Origin of the sequence: Pseudohalocynthiibacter aestuariivivens (assembly GCF_018457175.1) — a bacterium.
Lineage (GTDB): Bacteria > Pseudomonadota > Alphaproteobacteria > Rhodobacterales > Rhodobacteraceae > Pseudohalocynthiibacter > Pseudohalocynthiibacter aestuariivivens.
On sequence record NZ_JAGFNU010000001.1, the window covers coordinates 391429 to 409239 of the forward strand.

Below are 17811 nucleotides of genomic sequence, written 5' to 3' on the forward strand. Positions count from 1 at the left end.
ATAGGTAATGCGGATTTTTGTCCCCGTTTCGTTGCTCATCATGACTTTTGCGCTTGTTGCATGTGCGCCAGCCGTGCCTGATAGCGCAGCCGGTGTTGGCTTTGGTGACTATGAAGACTACGAACGCCAGCGCGCGGCGCGTGAAGCCGCTATACGAGGCTCTGCCATGCCAGACCCAGGTGTAATTTCGTCCGAGGCACCAACTGGATACAATGCAGATGTCGTTGTTGCGGGGAACGATACCTCGCCACAAACCAGAGCTGATGCAACGAGCTCGACCCGGCGCAACTCCGGTATTTCTGACGAGCAGGAATTCGACGCTGTCGCCGAACGTGAAACGATTGAAAGTGACCGGGAACGTCTTGCTGCCAACAGACAGCAATATGTCGAAATTGCCCCGACTGCTGTGCCAACACGTTCAGGTTCTAACCGACCCAATATTGTTGAGTTTGCATTAAAGACAACCAACAACGTAGGGCAGGGAATTTATAGCCGCTCTGTCGTTTTTGCTGAAAGCCGGTTTCAGCGGAATTGTGCGAACTATGCGTCGTCTGATCTTGCGCAAGAGGCATTTCTGGACGCAGGCGGGCCGAGGCACGACAGGCGCGGCCTTGACCCGGATGGAGACGGGTTCGCATGTTACTGGGATCCGGCACCGTTTCGCAACGCACGCAGGCAAGTGCAGCGGAGCAATTCAACAGCGCAACCGACCGAGAACTAGATGCGGCTAAGACAGGTTTCTTCACCAAACTTTGGCGAACGCCGGGGTGGTGCGAAACCTGATATGGTTGTGATCCATTACACAGCAATGGAAAGCGCAGATGCCGCGTGCGCGCGTCTTTGCGACCCGCAGTATGAAGTATCAGCACATTATTTGATTGATGAGTTTGGTGAAGTTTCGCAACTCGTTGCTGAAGAAATGCGCGCTTGGCACGCCGGCTCTGGAAGTTGGGGGGCGGTTTCAGACGTAAACTCGCGCTCTATAGGGATAGAGCTTGCCAATTCGGGGTTTGCCCCATTTTCAGAAGGGCAGATGCAATCGTTAGAAAATGTGCTTACGGGCGTTATGGCGCGGTGGAGCATTCCGCCAGAACGCATCATTGGCCATTCTGATATGTCACCCGAACGCAAAAATGATCCGGGCAGGCGTTTTGATTGGCGGCGGTTTGCGCGATTGGGTCTTTCAGTCTGGCCAGATGAAGAAGAATGTAACTCACCAAGCGAAAGCGCGTTCGTTTCTGCATTGCAGGGCTTTGGCTATCCCGATGTTGAGTTTGGTCCGTTGTGCACGGCCTTCCGTATGCGGTTTCGCCCCTGGGTGACGGGTGCGCTTACGGCTGAGGATGTTGGTGCGGCATTGAACCTCGCCCGGCGCTTCCCCGTTGACCGCGCACCACAGACCACCTAACTACCCAATTGCGCGGATGGCTGGATGGCTGCACGGGATTTGGCGAAAGCCTTCTTCGTGAGGAAAGTCCGGACTCCGAGAAGTGACGGTGCCGGGTAACGCCCGGCCGGGGCAACCCGAGGGAAAGCGCCACAGAGAACAAACCGCCAGTCGCCGGGTCGGGCAACCGAAACCAGCAGCAGGTAAGGGTGAAACGGTGGAGTAAGAGCCCACCGCGGCCTTGGCAACAAGGCTGGCACGGCAAGCCCCACCGGGAGCAATGCCGAATAGGGACCGCGTGCGGCGCTTGCGTCGCGGGGTGACTTCGCTCCAGCAGGTCCGGGTAGGCAGCATCAGCGCGCCGGTAACGGCGCGCGCAGAAGAATGGTCATCCATGGATGGGGAAACCCATCCGGGACAGAATCCGGCTTACAGGCCATCCGCGCAATCATAACCTGTCTTATTCAATAACCGCAGCATTTCCGTTTGGCTGCGCCTCAGTTCTTTTTCTGGCAAAAAGCCAGACGAGCGCAGTTGTTGTGATCATCTGCGCGAGAATTACCAATGCGAAGATAGTGTCCTGTCCGGTGAGTAAAGATTCCCCGGCATTTATCATGTTTGAATAAAGTGGAAGGGCTGTGATCTCTAATGTCACGATCAGGGCCAAGAGCCCCCAACTGCCCCGGAAAATCCACCAGCATAGAATTCCCCAAACTGTTTCCAGTGCGAGGGCTAACAGAGGTTGGTTTGTATAAAGCCCGGTGCCAAGTTTTGACGGGTTAAAAAAGGGGAAAACCGCGATATCGGGGGCGTGTACGATCAAATCAAGCACGATATGAGAAAAAACGCCAAGTGATAATGCAAGGGCGATTGCTTTCGCTGCTTTACCACCATGCCAAAATACTATCAGGCCCAACACGGCTGCAAGGATGACACTTGTTCCGACCGAATGTGAGAAGGGCATGTGCACAAGGTGGACATCCGAGACAGATTGCATTTCTGGCCCAATATCCGTTTTCTCGAGCCCAACTATATTAAGACCTACCCAAAGGTATTCGACAGCTTCAGTCGTCAGGATCAGTCCTAAGAGGGGTGCTTCGGGGAATGTTTTTTTTAGTATTAGCGCCGTGACGGCGTGATTTATGGCTTGCATGGTGTTTTTCCTCTTTAGTTAGCAAACGCTAACCTTTTGCGTAAAAAAAAGTTAACCTAGACCCGCCCTAAGAATTTTTTCGATGCCAGCTGCATGTTTCTTCGCAGGACCCTCTATCGCGTTGAGATAGAATTGTCTGTTCAACTGATTTATTGTTCCGGTAACGAGGACCAGTAGAAGGGACAGGTCTGCGGTTTTTGAAACCAGGCCTTCCTGTTTGCCGTCTTCAAGAAGCTGACGCGTAATGGTAATAACCGTCCTGTCGCCCATAGTGCCAGAAACGCGCGGCCAGAGAACCGCAAGATTGTTGGTAGTAAATATTGAGGCATGCGGATGCTCATCGTAAAATTCGCAGAACGTTTTAACATAAGTGCGGAACTTCTCAGAAAACCCGGTTTCGCGGCATAGGGCCAATGTTATGCGGTGCATAAGTTCCTTGTAAGAACGCTCAAATAGAACGAGGACGAGTTCGTCTTTGGTTTTGAAGTGTTTGTAAAGCGCCGGGTTGCTGTAGCCAGTTGCCGAGGCGATATCCCTGATTGACGTTGCCGAAAGTCCACGCTCGGCAAACAGGCGCAGGCCTTCTACCAGAATGCGCCTTTTAGAAGGCGGATCGTCGTCCGAGATATAGAATATGGAATCAGTCATATTGGTGTAGTTAGCAAGCGCTAACTATAAGGTCAATTTATTCTGTTGCGCTTGAACCTTTCACGTTTTTCACTATTCCCCGGCTTTACGGTTGACTCGGGCCTTCAAGCGTATAAAAGGCGGGCTTCAAGGATTTCACGGGTGGCCCCGAACGCTGTTTGTTGCCGCCCCGTTGACTGGAGCAAGACCATGGCGAAGCCGACCACAATTAAAATCCGCCTGAACTCCTCGGCGGGCACAGGCCACTTCTATGTGACCAAGAAAAATGCACGCACCATGACCGAAAAGATGGTGGTCAATAAGTATGACCCCGTTGTGCGCAAGCACGTGCCGTACAAAGAAGGCAAAATCAAGTAAGCCCTTTTTAAGAAACGACACGATGAGGCCGCGCAACGAGCGCGGCTTTTTCATTTCCCCCTCTCGCCGCGCGGATCTCGACACCTCAACTGCGAAGCGGAGCGCGTGAAATGTTTAAGACACAATCACTGACGATCAAAACGGCAACTATGGCAGATCTCTCTGTTGTTGAGGAATTGCTGCGGAAGAGTTACCCAGTTCTGCTGAAGCCGGATTACAAGCCATCGGTACTTGCAATGGCATTGCCGATGATCACCAAAGCCAACCCACGATTACTTCGTTCTGCCAGCTATTACGTTGTACGGGATTCAGAAGGTGTTGCGGTCGGCGTTGGTGGTTGGACATGGATCAGCCCAATGGGTGGCGCAGGTCGAAACGATCTTGCCCATATACGCCACGTCGCGACCGATCACAGGCGCACGCGGCAAGGTATCGGGAGAGCACTGATGCGTCATATCTATCAGCGCGCCTATGAGGCGGGAGCAAGGCGTATGGATTGCATGAGCACCGTAACTGCAGAACCGTTTTACGAAGCTATGGGATTTCAGAGAATCGGCTCTGTTGAACTGAGCCTTGCAGCGGGTATCCGGTTTCCAGCGACACAAATGCACATTGGTTTGTAACAAAAAAAAGGGCCAATCCGCAGACTGGCCCTTTTACTTGAATTTTTCAGGTGTTTTATTCGCGGTTGCCGAAAAGGTGCAGCAAGAACATGAACATGTTGATGAAGTCGAGGTAAAGGTTCAGCGCGCCCATAATTGCCGCTTTTCCCATCCATTCGCTGTCACCCATGTGTGCATGTTGCAGGTAGGTATTCTTGATCTTCTGTGTGTCATAGGCTGTTAATCCCGCAAAGATCAGCACACCGATCATTGAGATCGCGAACATGATGGCAGGTGAGCCAAGGAAGATATTGATGATCGACGCGACGATCAGGCCAATTACACCCATGATCAGGAAGGATCCCCAAGCCGAGATATCTTTCTTAGTGGTGTAACCCCAGAGGCTGAGCCCGGCAAATGCGATAGCGGTCACGAGAAAGGTCTGCGTAATTGAGAAATCAGTGTAGATCGCGAAGATATAGCTGATTGATAGGCCCATCGCTGCTGCGAAGGCATAGAAAAACAACTGCGCACCTGCAGCAGACAACCGATTGATCATAGCACCGAATGCGAAAACCATGATCAACGGTGCAAACATTACGATGTAACGGGTGAACCCGGTGAACAACATTGAAAGCATTGCTTCGTTATTGCCGACTGCCCACGAAACGAGCCCAGTCATCAGAAGGCCCACGGACATAGTGCCGTAGACTTTGTTCATATGCGCGCGCAGGCCCGCATCAATGTCGGCGGTGCGTGTCCCTGCCCGTGCGCCAACTTGGTCAAATTCTGCCATTTTAGGCCTCCAAACCTGTTAATAAGGTAGGCAGCCCTCGAAAAAGGGCCGTCCTCGCTGCTAAATATCGGCAATGACGACCCATTTTACAAGATTTTCCGCAGATAAATGCGGAAATAATCTTTTTGTGCTTAAGGACTCGTTTACGAATTAGATGTCCCAGAACGCGCGGCGGCTTTCGCGCGCTGCTTCGGTGGCCGTGATGCCAAGGTCATTCAACCGGAAATCGTCAAGGCGGCTTAGTGCATTTCTTTGACGTGCGGCAGCAAATGCCAATGAGATTTTCTTACCCAGTTTTACCCGGTTGCTTGAAGCCCGTAGGGCGTTGGCGGTTATTGAAGTCATCGCTGTTCCCTTTCTATTGTGTGATGCGATTATGGTTTTTCATCAAAAGACTTGATGTATATGACAACATGTGTATCATTTTAAAAATGAATGTTTTTGAAACTATACATCAAGGATTGTGATATGCCTCGAAATATGGACATGACTGCCCTGCGTTCATTTGTTGCAGTGTCAGATGCTGGCGGCGTGACAAAGGCCGCGGGGTTTTTGCATGTGACGCAATCGGCGGTGTCAATGCAGCTCAAGAGGTTGGAGGAATCGCTGAATGTTCAATTGCTTGATCGGTCTGCACGACAGATTGGCCTCACAGTGCATGGTGAGCAGTTATTGGGCTATGCCCGGCGTATGCTTGACCTGAATGACGAGGTATACGCCCGACTCACCCATCAGGCGTTTGAGGGAGAGCTTACACTTGGTGTCCCGCATGACATCGTTTACCCGGCGGTTCCCAAGGTATTGCAGCGATTCAATGCAGCCTATCCTCGTGTCAGGGTTCATTTGGTTTCGTCCTTCACCCGCAATCTTCACAACCTATTCGGGCACGGCGAATGTGACATTATCCTGACCACCGAAGATTTCTGCGAGGCGGGGGGCAAAACATTAACAGAGATACCTCTGGTCTGGATTGGTGCCCCCGATGGCACCGCCTGGAAATCCCGACCGCTTCGATTGGCTTTTGAGCATAACTGTATTTTTCGGATAGGCGTGCAGGAAGCGCTGGATCGCGCTGGTATCCCCTGGGAGATGGCAGTTGAATCAGACAGCTCGCGTACCATCGAAGCAAGCGTAAGCGCAGATCTGGCTGTTCATACTGTTTTACAGGGAATGGGTGCTCCCTATTTGGAGCCGGTGCGTCATGGAGGGGCCCTACCAGAACTTACATCGAAAAAAATTAATCTCTATGTTTCGGATTTAGCAAAGGGGCAGGCGGCAGAAGATCTTGTGCAGTATATACGTTCTGCATTTAGCAGCCTTTAGAGCGTAACAATAACCTTGCCTGTTGATTTTCGCTGGCGCAGCGTTTCAAACGCGTCGTCCAGTTGATCGAAAGGAAAGCTGTGGCTGATATGCGGCTTTAAGGTACCTTCGGCGTACCATTCAAAAAGCCGAGCCATGCTTCCGGTCAGCGTTTCCGGGCTAAACTTAAGATACCCACCCCAGTAGAGGCCGACGACACTTATGTTTTTAACGAGCAGAAGGTTGGCGGGTATTTGTGGAACAGTCCCACTGGCAAAACCGATTACAAGTATCCGCGCTTCTGGGTTACATGCGCGAAGCGCAGCAGTGAATTGTTCTCCACCGATCGGGTCGTAAACAACATTTGCACCGCCAAGCGCTTTTACGGCTTCGCGGATATCTTGGGTGTCACTGTCAATCAGGTGGTCTGCACCGGCTTCTTTGGCCACAGCAAGTTTGTCTTTCCCGCGCGCGCAGGCAATCACCCTTGCGCCCATTTGCTTGCCAATTTGCACTGCAGTTAAACCAACACCGCCCGCTGCACCCAAAACAAGAAGAGTCTCGCCTCTGCGCAAGCCGGCTTTGTGGTCCAACGCCATATGAGACGTTCCATACGCGATCTGAAAAGCAGCAGCGTCTGAGAACGGCATGTCGTCAGGCAGGGGAACGCAACGGTCCGCTCCGAAACACCCATATTCAGCCAACCCTCCTTGCCCGGAAAATACTGCAACTCGCGTTCCGATTGACGGGGAAGTTACATTCGGCCCCAAAGCGTCAACCGTGCCTGCGAGTTCCATTCCAGGTATGAATGGAAGCACAGGCTTTTCCTGATATTGCCCTTTCATCATCAATAGATCAGCAAAGTTTAATCCGCAGGTTTCTATTTTAACGCGAACCTGACCCGCTGCGGGTTCCGGGGTCGGGATGGAGCAAAGCTGCGCCTTCACGTTGTAGTTTTTGACTTGATAAGCGCGCATTTTCCGATTTTTCCTCGTTAATTTTGCCAATGCGACTGCTAAGCATTTCGGTGTAGGCAGGTCAAGATTCGCAATTTGCGAAATAAACGAATGAGTAATAATTGCAAAAAGCATTGCAAAATGCTAAACACGCAGAGGTAGATTAAAATAATATGTGATTCTTCTTAATGGAGAAATGGAAATTATGTGGGAAAAGTCTCCTTTGAGTACCGTTCAAGGCGTGATTGGCGCGTTAAACGTGAAAAATAAAAAAATATGGATTTTTTGTTGGGTTTGGCACGAAACTTGCTTGTATATAGTTTGGTAGCTACAGATTTTGGGAGTAACGAGAATGAAGCATCCTGTTGATGTGCACGTAGGGAAACGCATACGCCATCGTCGTTGGATGGTTGGCATGACTCAGCAGCAATTGGCTGAGAAAGTCGGAATTAAGTTTCAGCAAATACAAAAGTATGAAACTGGCATGAACCGGGTAAGCGCATCTCGTCTATGGGATATTTCTGAAACGCTCGGTGTTCCGATTTCGTTTTTCTTTGAAGGCATTCGTGAAAGCGAAGGCGCAGAGGGCGAAAAAGGTCAAACCATTCCAGGTGATATTCTTGCTGACAAAGAAGCGCTGGATCTTATTAGGTCGTACTACAAGATTCCCGAGAATCAGCGTCGGCGTTTGTTCGACTTGGCAAGAGTGCTTAGCGACGCGGCTTAGGTCTCAGGTTACGCGGGCTTGACGCAGTTAATCGTTGCAAGCTAGGGCGTGGGTGTAACCCGGCTCTGGTGGTGGAATGTCAAAATTAAATGAAACAGAAAAGCAGTCTCTGAAGGAGACTGCTTTTGCTATGGCTGATGTCGCACGGGCTGTTACGCTCCGCTATTTTCGACAAGCTAACCTTCAAACCGATAATAAATATGTTGAAGGGTTTGATCCCGTCACAATTGCTGACCGTGAAGCAGAACAGGCGATGCGCGCGATTCTGCAAGAAAGACGCCCAGACGATGGAATTCGTGGTGAAGAATTTGGAGACGAGCCCGGTTCCAGCGGATTGACTTGGGTGCTTGACCCGATTGATGGTACGCGAGGTTTTATCAGCGGCACTCCGACCTGGGGGGTCCTGATTTCCATTCGGGATCAGAGCGGCCCAATTTTTGGCGTAATAGACCAGCCCTATACGGGCGAACGTTTTATCGGTGGGATGGGCGAAGCCTATATGGCCGGACCCCATGAAACAAAACCGCTGGGTGTGCGTGGTGCCCGCCCCCTGCATCAATCTGTTCTTTTTACGACATTTCCTGAAGTAGGGTCTGCCGAGGAAGGCGCTGCGTTTCACGATGTTGCCAAACAAGTGCAACTGACGCGATACGGGATGGATTGTTATGCTTATGCGCTACTCGCCCACGGGCAGATTGATTTGGTGATTGAAGCCGGGCTTCAGGATTTTGATATTCAGGCACCGATAGCGGTGATCGAAGCTGCGGGCGGAATTGTGACAGACTGGCAAGGACGTCCTGCACATGACGGCGGGCGCGCGCTGGCAGCGACGAACCCGGAAACACACGCAGCAGCGCTTGCGATCCTTTCAAAAACGCCAGAGCAATAGCCGCACCAACCTATCAATATCGCGCCAGCAAGATATTGGCGCGGAAGTGCTTATGGGTTAGTCTGTAAAAGTCTGCCGAGTCCTTTTCCCCTTTCTGTCGGCGGGAACACACATGTGCCGAAGGGGGCAGAAACATGTGTGGAGCGGAAAATGTCCGAAGTTGTTATTAAGAATGCCGATTACGTGGTCACCATGGATGATACGCGCGCGACCATTGCGAATTGCGATATCCTGATGCGCGATGGCGTGATTGCCGAAGTAGGGAAAAACCTCAGTTCAACCGGTGAAATCGTCAATGCTATTGGGTGTGTTGTGACGCCGGGCTTGGTGAATACGCATCACCACCTTTATCAAACACTGACACGCGCGGTGCCAGGTGCGCAGGACGCGCTTTTGTTTGGCTGGTTGCAGCGTTTGTATCCAATCTGGTCGCGTTTCGGACCCGAAGAAATGCGTGTGTCTGCTCAGGCTGGCTTGGCCGAGCTTGCGTTGTCTGGGTGCACCATGAGCGCAGATCATCTGTATCTTTATCCAAACGGTGCGCGGCTTGAAGATACGATAGAAGCCGCAGCTGAGGTTGGCCTCAGGTTCCACCCGACGCGTGGCGCAATGTCGATTGGGGAAAGCGATGGCGGATTGCCCCCTGATAATTTGGTCGAACGCGAACAAGACATTCTGAACGATTGCATCCGTATGGTTGATGGTTTTCACGATGCGACCGAAGGTTCGATGGTCAGGGTCGGTATCGCGCCATGCTCCCCATTTTCGGTCAGCCGCGAACTGATGCGTGACGCTGCTATTTTGGCCCGGGACAAGGGAGTGATGTTGCACACTCATCTGGCGGAAAATGATGAAGATATTGCTTACAGTCTTGAAAAGTTCGGCTGTCGTCCGGGCCAGTATGCCGAGGATCTTGACTGGACTGGCGCGGATGTCTGGCATGCCCACTGCGTAAAGCTTAATTGTCAGGAAATTGATCTGTTTGCGCGCTCCTCAACCGGTGTTGCACATTGTCCCTGTTCGAACTGTCGACTTGGCTCGGGCATCGCACCAGTTCGCGCGATGCGTGATGCTGGCGTCAATGTTGGGCTTGGGGTTGATGGCTCAGCTTCGAATGACACTGGCAACCTGATGAGCGAGGCACGGCAAGCCATGCTCTTGCAACGCGTTTTCCGGGGAGCGGACGCGATGAGTGCACAAGAAGCACTGGAGATTGCGACACGTGGCGGGGCCGAGGTGCTGGGGCGTAAAGATTGCGGCCAGATCGTGCCCGGGAAACGTGCCGATCTTGCCGTCTGGGATGTTTCGGGTGTCGAGAGTGCAGGTAGTTGGGACCCTGCGGCCTTGCTACTGGCCGGACCAAATAAGGTGCGTGATCTGTTTGTCGAGGGGCGGCAAGTTGTTCGAGACGCGCAAATGGTGACAATCGATTTGCCAAAGGTGGTAGAGCGGCAGAACGCGTTAGCACGTCGTCTCATCGAATGAGAACTGGCATATCGCGGTTCTGGTGTTAGGTTTGAAGCCCACTTTCAGAGGTTTGCAGAATGAGAAAATTGATTCTGGCGCTGATAAGTCTTGTCCTGATCTCAGCCTGTGGTTTGGGTAAGGATGATAGCACAGCAACTGCGCCCCGAAACGCGGACGAAGCCGCGCAACAGATGGTTTCGTTGCTGAACAGCACGCGCCGCACACGCGGGATTGGCATGTTGTCACTTTCCAGCGCTCTCAATACAGCGGCGCAGATCCATGCGAACGATATGTCTTCACGCAGTTATTTTTCACATATATCGCCCGAAGGTGCGACTTCGCAAAGCCGCGTCGCTATGCAAGATTACAATGCCTGTGTTGTTGCAGAAAACATATCAAAGGGCCACGTTACAGCAGCAGCGACTTTGCAGGACTGGATGAATTCCCCCGGTCACCGAGATAACAATTTACGCGCGGAAGTCTCGGAAATTGGTGTTGGTTATGCAGCCGGGGATTACTGGGTTCTTTTGTTTGCGGAACCGGGGTGCTGATTAAGTTTGGGCTTGGTAGCGCTGTCCGCCGATCCATGTGTCTATAATGGCACGGTCGTCGCCCATCATAATTGTCGGAAAAAGCGCTTCCCACAGATTTTCGGCACGGGCAGTTCGCTGTGCAATCGCTGGTGTTGAGCTGAGGTCCAGCACTACAATGTCGGCCTCCATTCCGGGCGCGAGATTGCCAATCTTATCATCAGCGCGCAGCGCGCGGGCCGAACCGACAGTTGCCAACCAGTAAATCTGTGCCGCGTGAAGCGGTGTGCCGCGTAGCTGGCCAACTTCATAAGCCGCAGCCATCGTGCGCAGCATTGAAAAGCTCGATCCTCCCCCTGTATCGGTGGCCAGACCTATGCGCTGACCCTCTGCCATCAGACCAGCCATATCAAACAGTCCAGAGCCGATGAATGTGTTGGAGGTTGGGCAATGGATCAGGCTTGCGTCAGCTTCTTTCAAGCGCGTGCGTTCGCGTTCTGTCAGGTAAATGGAATGGCCATACAAACCCCCGGGGCCAATCAGCCCAAATTGCTCATATGTGTCCAGATAATCGCGCGCATCCGGGAAAAGGTCAGCAACCCAAGCAACCTCGTCCGTTTGTTCAGACAAATGGGTCTGCATGAGGCAACCTGGATGCTCCGCCCAAAGTGAACCCATCGCGTCCAGTTGTTCGGGTGTTGAGGTTGGGGAAAATCGCGGTGTGATGGCGTAGGATAAACGTTCCTGACCATGCCATTTTTCTAACAATTGCTTGCTATCGTCATAACCCGATTTCGCCGTGTCCAGCAGCCCGTCGGGCGCATTTCGGTCCATGCAGGTTTTCCCGGCAAATACACGTTGCCCACGCGCAAGCGCTGCCTCAAAAAAGGCGTCAACGCTTTCTGGATGTATGGTGCAGAAACTGGCGACAGTTGTTGTGCCATGCGCGAGTGTCAAATCCAGATAGCGCCCCGCGACTTCGTCAGCGAAACCTTTATCTCCAAAACGCATTTCTTCGGGAAAAGTGTAGGCGTTCAGCCAGTCGATCAGCCGTTTCCCCCAACTCGTAATTATCGCGGTTTGGGGATAGTGCACATGCGCATCGACAAATCCTGCTGTGATAAGCGCATCGCCATAATCATGTACTTTTGCATGGGGATAAGCTGCGCGCAGTGTGTCACCCTCACTTACCCCAAAGATCACTCCATCTTTGACCAGCACACCGCCGTTTTGTCGAACCTCTGCTGAGTCAACAATTGGCGAGTGAAATGGATCACTGGTGTAAGATAAAGTCTGACCAAGTAAAAGATGAGTGGTTGTCATAAATGTCGCGCTCCTTGCTGCCTAAAGATACGGGGGGTTTTGGCACAGGTAAATCGCCCTATTTGCACTGTTTATTTGAAAGTCTTTTGTCTAATGTAGCGCAAAAGCTTGGGGGCAAAGGCATGAGCGAAGACATCCTTGAAAATGATGATCGCGAAGACGAAGACTTTGCACTTGATGATGAACTTGTGGATCAGGTCCTCAGGGCATTGGAAGCTCAGGATTTTGTCCATCTTGAAGCCCTGCTTGAACCTCTTCATGCGGCGGATATCGCTGACATGTTGGAACAAATCGACTACAAAGACAGACGCGCGCTTGTTGTCTTTTGGAGAGGCGGGATAGATGGCGACATCCTGTCTGAACTTGACGAAGGACTACGAGAAGAAGTTATCGGTTTTCTTGAACCGGAAGAATTGGCCGGTGCCGTTCGCGGTCTGGAAACAGACGATGTCGTCGATCTACTTGAAGATCTCGAAGGCCCTCAGAAAGAAGCTATTCTCGTTGCTTTGGAAGACGCTGACAGGGTGGCAGTGCAACAAGCGCTGTCTTATCCGGAAGAATCTGCTGGTCGCCTCATGCAGCGCGAAGTTGTCATCGCGCCGGAGCATTGGAATGTTGGTCAGGCCATCGATCATCTTCGCGCACAAAATGATCTGCCCGAAGAGTTTTATCATGTCATTCTGGTTGATCCAAGGTTTAAGCCAACAGGCTATGTCACGCTTGGAAAACTACTTGGCGCGCCGCGTGCGGTCAAATTGCGCGATTTGACTGAAGAAAGTTTCATGACAGTCAGGGTGACACAGCCCGAAGAAGATGTCGCCTATGCCTTTAATCAGTATCACCTGATATCAGCCCCAGTCGTTGATGAAAATGACCGACTGGTGGGTGTTATTACAATTGATGACGCTATGGTAGTTTTGGATGAGGGTCATGAAGAAGATATTCTTCGTCTGGCGGGTGTTGGCGAAACAAGTCTGTCTGACAAGGTTTTTGAAACAACCAAGGCGCGGTTTCCATGGCTTTTTGTTAACCTGATTACTGCGATTTTAGCCTCATTGGTGATTGCACAGTTTGAAGCTTTGATAGCGCAGCTTGTTGCGCTTGCCGTACTGATGCCAATTGTGGCGTCGATGGGGGGCAATGCAGGAACACAGGCGTTGACGGTCGCCGTGCGGGCCTTGGCAACCAAAGACCTTACAAGCTCTAACTTCTGGCGTGTTATTCGACGCGAAGCATTGGTTGGTCTCGCCAATGGCCTGGTTTTTGCCGTGGTAATGGGGCTGGTCGGTTACTTCTGGTTCGGAAACGCGTTGCTTGGCGTCGTTATCGCATCAGCTATGGTGATCAATCTGGTAGTAGCTGGGCTGGCGGGGATTTTCGTGCCCGTGTCACTTGATAAAATGGGTGTGGATCCGGCGCTTGCATCTGGTGCTTTCGTTACAACGGTGACGGATGTGGTCGGGTTTTTTGCCTTTTTGGGGTTGGCGGCATGGGTACTGATTTAGCGGTTCGTAAGGCTGAGGCTCGTAAAGCAGCCTTTGCACGCCGAAAAGCAGCGCATGCAGAAGGGCAGGGCGCAGTTGGTGCGGCACGGCTTCTGGAGTTGCTGGAACCCTACGGCGGTAAAACCATCTCTGGTTTTCTGCCGATCCGTACCGAGATTGATCCCCGTCCTGCGATGACAAAAATGGCAGAAAGCAGTTTCATAACTGTTCCGGTGATCGAGGGGGCAGGTCTCCCTTTGAAATTCAGTCAGTGGACGCCGGGCTGCGCGTTGATTGACGGGCCCTTCGGTGCGCAAATTCCGGCGGAAGCACGCTACCTCGAACCTGAAGTTTTGATTGTTCCACTGGTCGCATTCGACCGCACAGGAAACCGGCTTGGCTATGGTGGTGGTTTCTATGACCGAACGCTCGAACGGCTGCGTGCCATTCGGAAAACAATCGCAATCGGTTTTGCATTCTCAGCCCAAGAAGATAACGATTTGCCACTTGAAGAAACGGATCAACCTCTGGATTTCATTGTCACGGAAAAAGAAATCGTTAGGTTCTGACCTTACCTTTTTCCCAAAATATCCCCGCCGGAGGCATGAAAGTTTATTGCACATCCTTGATATGCGGCCTAGGCAGATTGCATGAGAATTCTGTTTTTAGGTGATGTCGTAGGCCGTTCAGGCCGCACTGCGATCAAGGAACGACTTGCAGGTCTGCGTGCAGACTGGCGGCTTGATTTTATTGTTGTGAATGGTGAAAACGCAACATCGGGCGTTGGTTTGTCGGGCGCACATGCAAAAGTATTGTTCGATGCGGGGGCCGATGTTGTCACTTTAGGTGATCACGCTTTTGATCAGCGGGATATGCTGACCTTTATCGAACGGGAACCACGCGTGCTGCGCCCATTGAATTTCGCAAAAGATGCGCCCGGTAAAGGCGCGCGATTGTATGATGCAGGTCGGGGCCGCAAGATTCTGGTGATGCAGGTCCTTGGGCAGGTCTTTATGAAACGCCCATTTGATGATCCGTTTTCAGCTGTTGAGACTGAACTGAAGAAACATCCGTTGGGCGGTATGGCGCAGGCGATTTTGGTCGACGTTCATTGTGAAGCAACAAGTGAAAAGATGGCTATGGGGCATTGGTGCGACGGCCGAGCCAGCATTGTTGTCGGAACGCACACCCATATTCCTACGGCCGATGCCCAGATATTGCCTGCTGGTACAGCCTTTCAGGCAGATGCCGGGATGTGCGGCGACTATAATTCCGTGATCGGTATGGATAAGGCAGAGCCAATGCGTCGGTTTGTGACGGGTATGGGCAAGGGCCGCTTCACGCCAGCAACAAACGAGGCGACGCTTTCCGGCCTTTTCATTGAAACAGATGACCGGACGGGCAAGGCAAACCAGGTGAAAATGGTGCGTGTTGGCGGCCGCCTTGAAGAAAGCACCCCGTGACAACCCGGATGGGGCCAATACTTGTGCTGTTGCTGATGGGGGTAGGGTGGGGTCTCACGCAGCCACTGTCAAAACTCGCGGTCAGCGGCGGCTACCGGGCGTTTGGGCTCATATTCTGGCAATTGGTCATTGCTGCTGTCGTGCTTGGTGCAGTCACAAAACTACGTGGTAAATCTTTGCCTTTTAAAGCAAGGCATCTGCAGCTTTATCTCGTGATCGCTTTGGTTGGTACACTCATGCCTAATACAGCGTCATACAAAGCGATCCAGCATTTGCCCTCAGGTGTGATTTCAGTTTTGCTTTCGCTTGTTCCTATGTTTGCCTTTCCGGTTGCTCTTTTGTTTGGTGTCGACCGTTTCAGTTGGTTGCGTCTTTTAGGCCTTTGTTTTGGATTGCTTGGTGTCCTTTTGATCATTGGCCCAGAGGCAAGCTTGCCGGAGCGGGCGATGTTGATTTTCATTCCGCTCGCGCTGATAGCTCCGGTTTTTTACGGACTTGAAGGCAACATCGTCGCAAAATGGGGCACGGCGGGACTCGACCCAATTCAGGTGCTCTATGGGGCATCCCTGATGGGTGCATTTATCGCATTTCCGCTCGCAATATTATCTGGCCAATGGATTGACCCGCGTCCGCCTTACGGTGTGCCCGACTATGCATTAGCCTTATCATCTGTAATTCATGCTATCGTCTACACGACCTATGTTTGGCTTGTGGGGCGTACTGGGCCGACATTTGCGGTCCAGGTTGCATATCTTGTCACTGGCTTTGGCGTGATCTGGGCGATGCTGGTTTTGGGGGAAAGCTACTCGGGCTACCTATGGCTCGCGATGGGAATGATGTTTGTCGGAATCTTTCTTGTGCAACCGCGTGATAACAACGAGCTTGTATCAGAGACACCTACGGGCAAAGATGCCAGTCAGTAGCTGGAATTGACAGGACCTGATGATTTCAAATTCCTTTTTCTCACCCACTGGTGAAGCCGTCGTCGCGCTGACCGTTGTTGCGGTGATGTTTATTCTTTTTATCCGCGAAAAATATCCGACCGAAGTCGTTGCAATTGCCGGGGCAGCAGTGATGCTGACGCTTGGTATTTTGCCTTATGACAAGGCCTTGACGGTTCTGTCAAATCCCGCGCCATGGACGATTGCGGCAATGTTCATCGTGATGGGTGCCTTGGTGCGGACGGGCGCACTTGACTGGTTTACACAGGTCGCGGAACGCAATGCAGAAGCACGACCCGTTTTGGCGATAGGCGCTTTGATGGGGTTTGTGATTTTTGCGTCTGCGATTGTGTCTAATACGCCGGTTGTTGTAGTCATGATACCGGTCTTTGTACAACTATCACGAAAGCTGAAAGTATCAGCTTCCAAGCTTCTTATACCTCTCAGCTATGCTGCGATATTAGGTGGCACCCTGACGCTTATCGGTACCTCGACAAACCTGTTGGTTGACGGTGTTGCACGCGCGAATGGGTTAGAAGCGTTTTCGATTTTCGAAGTCACACCACTTGGCTTGATCCTTGTGGCTTGGGGAATGATCTATTTGCGGTTTATCGGCCCGCGTTTGTTGCCTGATCGGGACTCGATGGCAAATCTGCTGTCTGACCGCACAAAGATGAAATTTTTTACAGAGGCCGCAATTCCGCCTGATAGCGATCTGATTGGACGTGAAGTGACCGGGGTGCAATTGTTCAAACGCGAAGGCGTTCGTCTGGTTGACGTTTTGCGCGGCGACGACTCCCTTCGGCGAAACCTGAAGGATGTAACGCTTCAGGTTGGGGACCGGGTGGTTTTGCGTACGGAAGTAACGGAACTGCTTTCACTGCAACGTAACAAAAGCCTGAAACGGGTGGATCAGCTTTCGGCGGTTGAAACGTCAACGGTTGAGGTTCTTATTTCACCCGGATGCAAGATGATTGGGCGTTCGCTTGGGGCATTGCGGTTGCGGCGGCGGTACGGGGTTTATCCTTTGGCGGTGCATCGGCGAAACCAGAACATCGGACTGCAGTTGGATGATTTGATTGTAAGGGTCGGCGATACGCTTCTTCTTGAAGGGGCGCCTGAAGATATTCAGCGGCTCGCGTCTGATATGGAAATGGTCGATATCAGCAAACCTTCTGGACGCGCCTATCGAAGGACGCATGCGCCCCTTGCCGTAATAACCTTGTTGTCGATCGTTGTTTTGGCGGCCTTTGGGGTCGCGCCAATTTTCATGCTCTCCGTCCTCGCTGTCGCCCTGGTCCTGATTGCGCGGTGCATTGATGCAGAAGAAGCATTTTCTTTCGTTGACGGGCGCTTACTTGCGTTGATTTTTTCGATGCTTGCCATCGGGGCCGCGCTGGAAGCTTCGGGGGCTGTAAAACTGATTGTAGACGCGGTCGCACCTATGCTTGGGAACATGCCTCCGTTCCTGATTATCTGGGCGATTTATCTGCTCACGTCTGTCCTGACAGAGCTTGTGTCGAACAACGCTGTTGCTGTGGTCGTTACACCCATTGCTATCGGGTTGGCTGACGCATTGGGAGTAGATGCGCGCCCCTTAGTCGTGGCGGTGATGGTCGCTGCTTCAGCGAGCTTTGCAACGCCTATTGGCTACCAGACAAACATGTTGGTCTATGGACCGGGCGGGTACAGATTTACCGATTTCATGCGCGTTGGCATTCCCCTTAATCTGAGTGTCGGGTTGCTTGCTTCGGCGATTATTCCATTTCTTTGGCCGCTGTAAATG

General features: G+C 52.0%; 20 protein-coding genes and 1 other RNA gene. 15 read left to right on the top strand and 6 right to left on the bottom strand.

The genetic code is table 11. The features are described from left to right. Nucleotides 1–7 precede the first annotated feature (7 nt). From J4E70_RS01990 to rnpB, 3 genes are all read left to right on the top strand, one after another. Nucleotides 8–721: a hypothetical protein gene (locus J4E70_RS01990; protein WP_213887379.1), complete on the top strand. Its 714-nt coding sequence runs from the start codon at nt 8–10 to the stop codon at nt 719–721. Then, the gene (locus J4E70_RS01995) at nt 722–1408 is read left to right on the top strand and encodes an N-acetylmuramoyl-L-alanine amidase (RefSeq protein WP_213887380.1); all 687 of its coding nucleotides are present in this window, start codon (nt 722–724) and stop codon (nt 1406–1408) included. A 12-nt stretch (nt 1409–1420) separates the two neighbouring features. Beyond that, nucleotides 1421–1835, top strand: an RNA gene (gene rnpB / locus J4E70_RS02000) — RNase P RNA component class A. 12 nt (nt 1836–1847) lie between these two features. Here the strand turns inward: rnpB and J4E70_RS02005 are convergent. Both J4E70_RS02005 and J4E70_RS02010 read right to left on the bottom strand, forming a co-directional pair. Beyond that, complete coding sequence (locus J4E70_RS02005) at nt 1848–2540, bottom strand: metal-dependent hydrolase (RefSeq protein ID WP_213887381.1); 693 nt, start codon at nt 2538–2540, stop codon at nt 1848–1850. Nucleotides 2541–2591: 51 nt separating this feature from the next. Continuing rightward, nucleotides 2592–3188: a TetR/AcrR family transcriptional regulator gene (locus J4E70_RS02010; protein WP_213887382.1), complete on the bottom strand. Its 597-nt coding sequence runs from the start codon at nt 3186–3188 to the stop codon at nt 2592–2594. Between the two features lie 189 nt (nt 3189–3377). Between J4E70_RS02010 and rpmG the strand changes: the two genes are divergently transcribed. Both rpmG and J4E70_RS02020 read left to right on the top strand, forming a co-directional pair. After that, entirely contained in the window at nt 3378–3545 is a 168-nt protein-coding gene (gene rpmG, locus J4E70_RS02015; protein WP_213887383.1) for a 50S ribosomal protein L33, read from the top strand. Between the two features lie 110 nt (nt 3546–3655). Beyond that, nucleotides 3656–4168, top strand: coding sequence for a GNAT family N-acetyltransferase (locus tag J4E70_RS02020; protein WP_246531563.1), 513 nt, complete (start codon nt 3656–3658; stop codon nt 4166–4168). Nucleotides 4169–4223: 55 nt separating this feature from the next. On the opposite strand, the gene J4E70_RS02025 is transcribed toward J4E70_RS02020, so the two are convergent. Next, nucleotides 4224–4943: a Bax inhibitor-1/YccA family protein gene (locus tag J4E70_RS02025; protein ID WP_213887384.1), complete on the bottom strand. Its 720-nt coding sequence runs from the start codon at nt 4941–4943 to the stop codon at nt 4224–4226. Between the two features lie 150 nt (nt 4944–5093). Next, a complete protein-coding gene (locus tag J4E70_RS02030; RefSeq protein ID WP_213887385.1) occupies nt 5094–5288 on the bottom strand; it encodes a DUF1127 domain-containing protein in 195 nt (64 codons plus the stop codon). A 123-nt stretch (nt 5289–5411) separates the two neighbouring features. On the opposite strand from J4E70_RS02030, the gene J4E70_RS02035 reads away from it, so the two are divergent. Beyond that, the gene (locus tag J4E70_RS02035; RefSeq protein WP_213887386.1) at nt 5412–6266 is read left to right on the top strand and encodes a LysR family transcriptional regulator; all 855 of its coding nucleotides are present in this window, start codon (nt 5412–5414) and stop codon (nt 6264–6266) included. Here J4E70_RS02035 and J4E70_RS02040 read toward each other — a convergent pair. Further along, on the bottom strand, nt 6263–7222 hold the full coding sequence (locus tag J4E70_RS02040) for an NADPH:quinone oxidoreductase family protein (protein ID WP_213887387.1): 960 nt from the start codon (nt 7220–7222) through the stop codon (nt 6263–6265). The two genes, J4E70_RS02035 and J4E70_RS02040, sit on opposite strands and share 4 nt — an antisense overlap. A 331-nt stretch (nt 7223–7553) precedes the next feature. On the opposite strand from J4E70_RS02040, the gene J4E70_RS02045 reads away from it, so the two are divergent. The 4 genes from J4E70_RS02045 (at nt 7554) to J4E70_RS02060 (ending at nt 10835) form a co-directional block, all read left to right on the top strand. After that, nucleotides 7554–7928 (top strand): helix-turn-helix domain-containing protein, encoded by a 375-nt coding sequence (locus J4E70_RS02045; RefSeq protein ID WP_213887388.1) that lies wholly within the window; start codon nt 7554–7556, stop codon nt 7926–7928. Nucleotides 7929–8004: 76 nt separating this feature from the next. Next, nucleotides 8005–8817 (top strand): histidinol-phosphatase, encoded by an 813-nt coding sequence (gene hisN / locus J4E70_RS02050; protein ID WP_213887389.1) that lies wholly within the window; start codon nt 8005–8007, stop codon nt 8815–8817. Nucleotides 8818–8967: 150 nt separating this feature from the next. Then, a complete protein-coding gene (locus tag J4E70_RS02055) occupies nt 8968–10302 on the top strand; it encodes an 8-oxoguanine deaminase (RefSeq protein WP_213887390.1) in 1335 nt (444 codons plus the stop codon). Nucleotides 10303–10361: 59 nt separating this feature from the next. After that, nucleotides 10362–10835 (top strand): CAP domain-containing protein, encoded by a 474-nt coding sequence (locus J4E70_RS02060; RefSeq protein ID WP_213887391.1) that lies wholly within the window; start codon nt 10362–10364, stop codon nt 10833–10835. Here J4E70_RS02060 and guaD read toward each other — a convergent pair whose 3' ends face one another. Continuing rightward, nucleotides 10836–12137: a guanine deaminase gene (gene guaD, locus J4E70_RS02065; protein ID WP_213887392.1), complete on the bottom strand. Its 1302-nt coding sequence runs from the start codon at nt 12135–12137 to the stop codon at nt 10836–10838. A 122-nt stretch (nt 12138–12259) separates the two neighbouring features. Between guaD and mgtE the strand changes: the two genes are divergently transcribed. From mgtE to J4E70_RS02090, 5 genes are all read left to right on the top strand, one after another. Continuing rightward, nucleotides 12260–13642 carry a magnesium transporter gene (gene mgtE / locus J4E70_RS02070; RefSeq protein WP_213887393.1) on the top strand — a complete coding sequence of 461 codons (1383 nt, stop codon included), beginning with the start codon at nt 12260–12262 and terminating at the stop codon, nt 13640–13642. Beyond that, nucleotides 13627–14190: a 5-formyltetrahydrofolate cyclo-ligase gene (locus tag J4E70_RS02075; protein WP_213887394.1), complete on the top strand. Its 564-nt coding sequence runs from the start codon at nt 13627–13629 to the stop codon at nt 14188–14190. Before mgtE ends, J4E70_RS02075 begins: the two co-directional genes overlap by 16 nt. A gap of 81 nt (nt 14191–14271) precedes the next feature. Beyond that, a complete protein-coding gene (locus J4E70_RS02080) occupies nt 14272–15084 on the top strand; it encodes a TIGR00282 family metallophosphoesterase (RefSeq protein ID WP_213887395.1) in 813 nt (270 codons plus the stop codon). Next, nucleotides 15081–16007: a DMT family transporter gene (locus tag J4E70_RS02085; RefSeq protein WP_343229437.1), complete on the top strand. Its 927-nt coding sequence runs from the start codon at nt 15081–15083 to the stop codon at nt 16005–16007. Before J4E70_RS02080 ends, J4E70_RS02085 begins: the two co-directional genes overlap by 4 nt. A 19-nt stretch (nt 16008–16026) precedes the next feature. After that, nucleotides 16027–17808 carry an SLC13 family permease gene (locus J4E70_RS02090; RefSeq protein WP_213887396.1) on the top strand — a complete coding sequence of 594 codons (1782 nt, stop codon included), beginning with the start codon at nt 16027–16029 and terminating at the stop codon, nt 17806–17808. The last annotated feature ends 3 nt before the right edge of the window (nt 17809–17811 follow it).

Coding starts and splice junctions, on each gene's coding strand:
- J4E70_RS01990 (WP_213887379.1), top strand. CDS start 8: ATGCGGATTTTTGTCCCCGTTTCGTTGCTCATCATGACTTTTGCGCTT.
- J4E70_RS01995 (WP_213887380.1), top strand. CDS start 722: ATGCGGCTAAGACAGGTTTCTTCACCAAACTTTGGCGAACGCCGGGGT.
- J4E70_RS02005 (WP_213887381.1), bottom strand. CDS start 2,540: ATGCAAGCCATAAATCACGCCGTCACGGCGCTAATACTAAAAAAAACA.
- J4E70_RS02010 (WP_213887382.1), bottom strand. CDS start 3,188: ATGACTGATTCCATATTCTATATCTCGGACGACGATCCGCCTTCTAAA.
- rpmG (WP_213887383.1), top strand. CDS start 3,378: ATGGCGAAGCCGACCACAATTAAAATCCGCCTGAACTCCTCGGCGGGC.
- J4E70_RS02020 (WP_246531563.1), top strand. CDS start 3,656: ATGTTTAAGACACAATCACTGACGATCAAAACGGCAACTATGGCAGAT.
- J4E70_RS02025 (WP_213887384.1), bottom strand. CDS start 4,943: ATGGCAGAATTTGACCAAGTTGGCGCACGGGCAGGGACACGCACCGCC.
- J4E70_RS02030 (WP_213887385.1), bottom strand. CDS start 5,288: ATGACTTCAATAACCGCCAACGCCCTACGGGCTTCAAGCAACCGGGTA.
- J4E70_RS02035 (WP_213887386.1), top strand. CDS start 5,412: ATGCCTCGAAATATGGACATGACTGCCCTGCGTTCATTTGTTGCAGTG.
- J4E70_RS02040 (WP_213887387.1), bottom strand. CDS start 7,222: ATGCGCGCTTATCAAGTCAAAAACTACAACGTGAAGGCGCAGCTTTGC.
- J4E70_RS02045 (WP_213887388.1), top strand. CDS start 7,554: ATGAAGCATCCTGTTGATGTGCACGTAGGGAAACGCATACGCCATCGT.
- hisN (WP_213887389.1), top strand. CDS start 8,005: ATGTCAAAATTAAATGAAACAGAAAAGCAGTCTCTGAAGGAGACTGCT.
- J4E70_RS02055 (WP_213887390.1), top strand. CDS start 8,968: ATGTCCGAAGTTGTTATTAAGAATGCCGATTACGTGGTCACCATGGAT.
- J4E70_RS02060 (WP_213887391.1), top strand. CDS start 10,362: ATGAGAAAATTGATTCTGGCGCTGATAAGTCTTGTCCTGATCTCAGCC.
- guaD (WP_213887392.1), bottom strand. CDS start 12,137: ATGACAACCACTCATCTTTTACTTGGTCAGACTTTATCTTACACCAGT.
- mgtE (WP_213887393.1), top strand. CDS start 12,260: ATGAGCGAAGACATCCTTGAAAATGATGATCGCGAAGACGAAGACTTT.
- J4E70_RS02075 (WP_213887394.1), top strand. CDS start 13,627: ATGGGTACTGATTTAGCGGTTCGTAAGGCTGAGGCTCGTAAAGCAGCC.
- J4E70_RS02080 (WP_213887395.1), top strand. CDS start 14,272: ATGAGAATTCTGTTTTTAGGTGATGTCGTAGGCCGTTCAGGCCGCACT.
- J4E70_RS02090 (WP_213887396.1), top strand. CDS start 16,027: ATGATTTCAAATTCCTTTTTCTCACCCACTGGTGAAGCCGTCGTCGCG.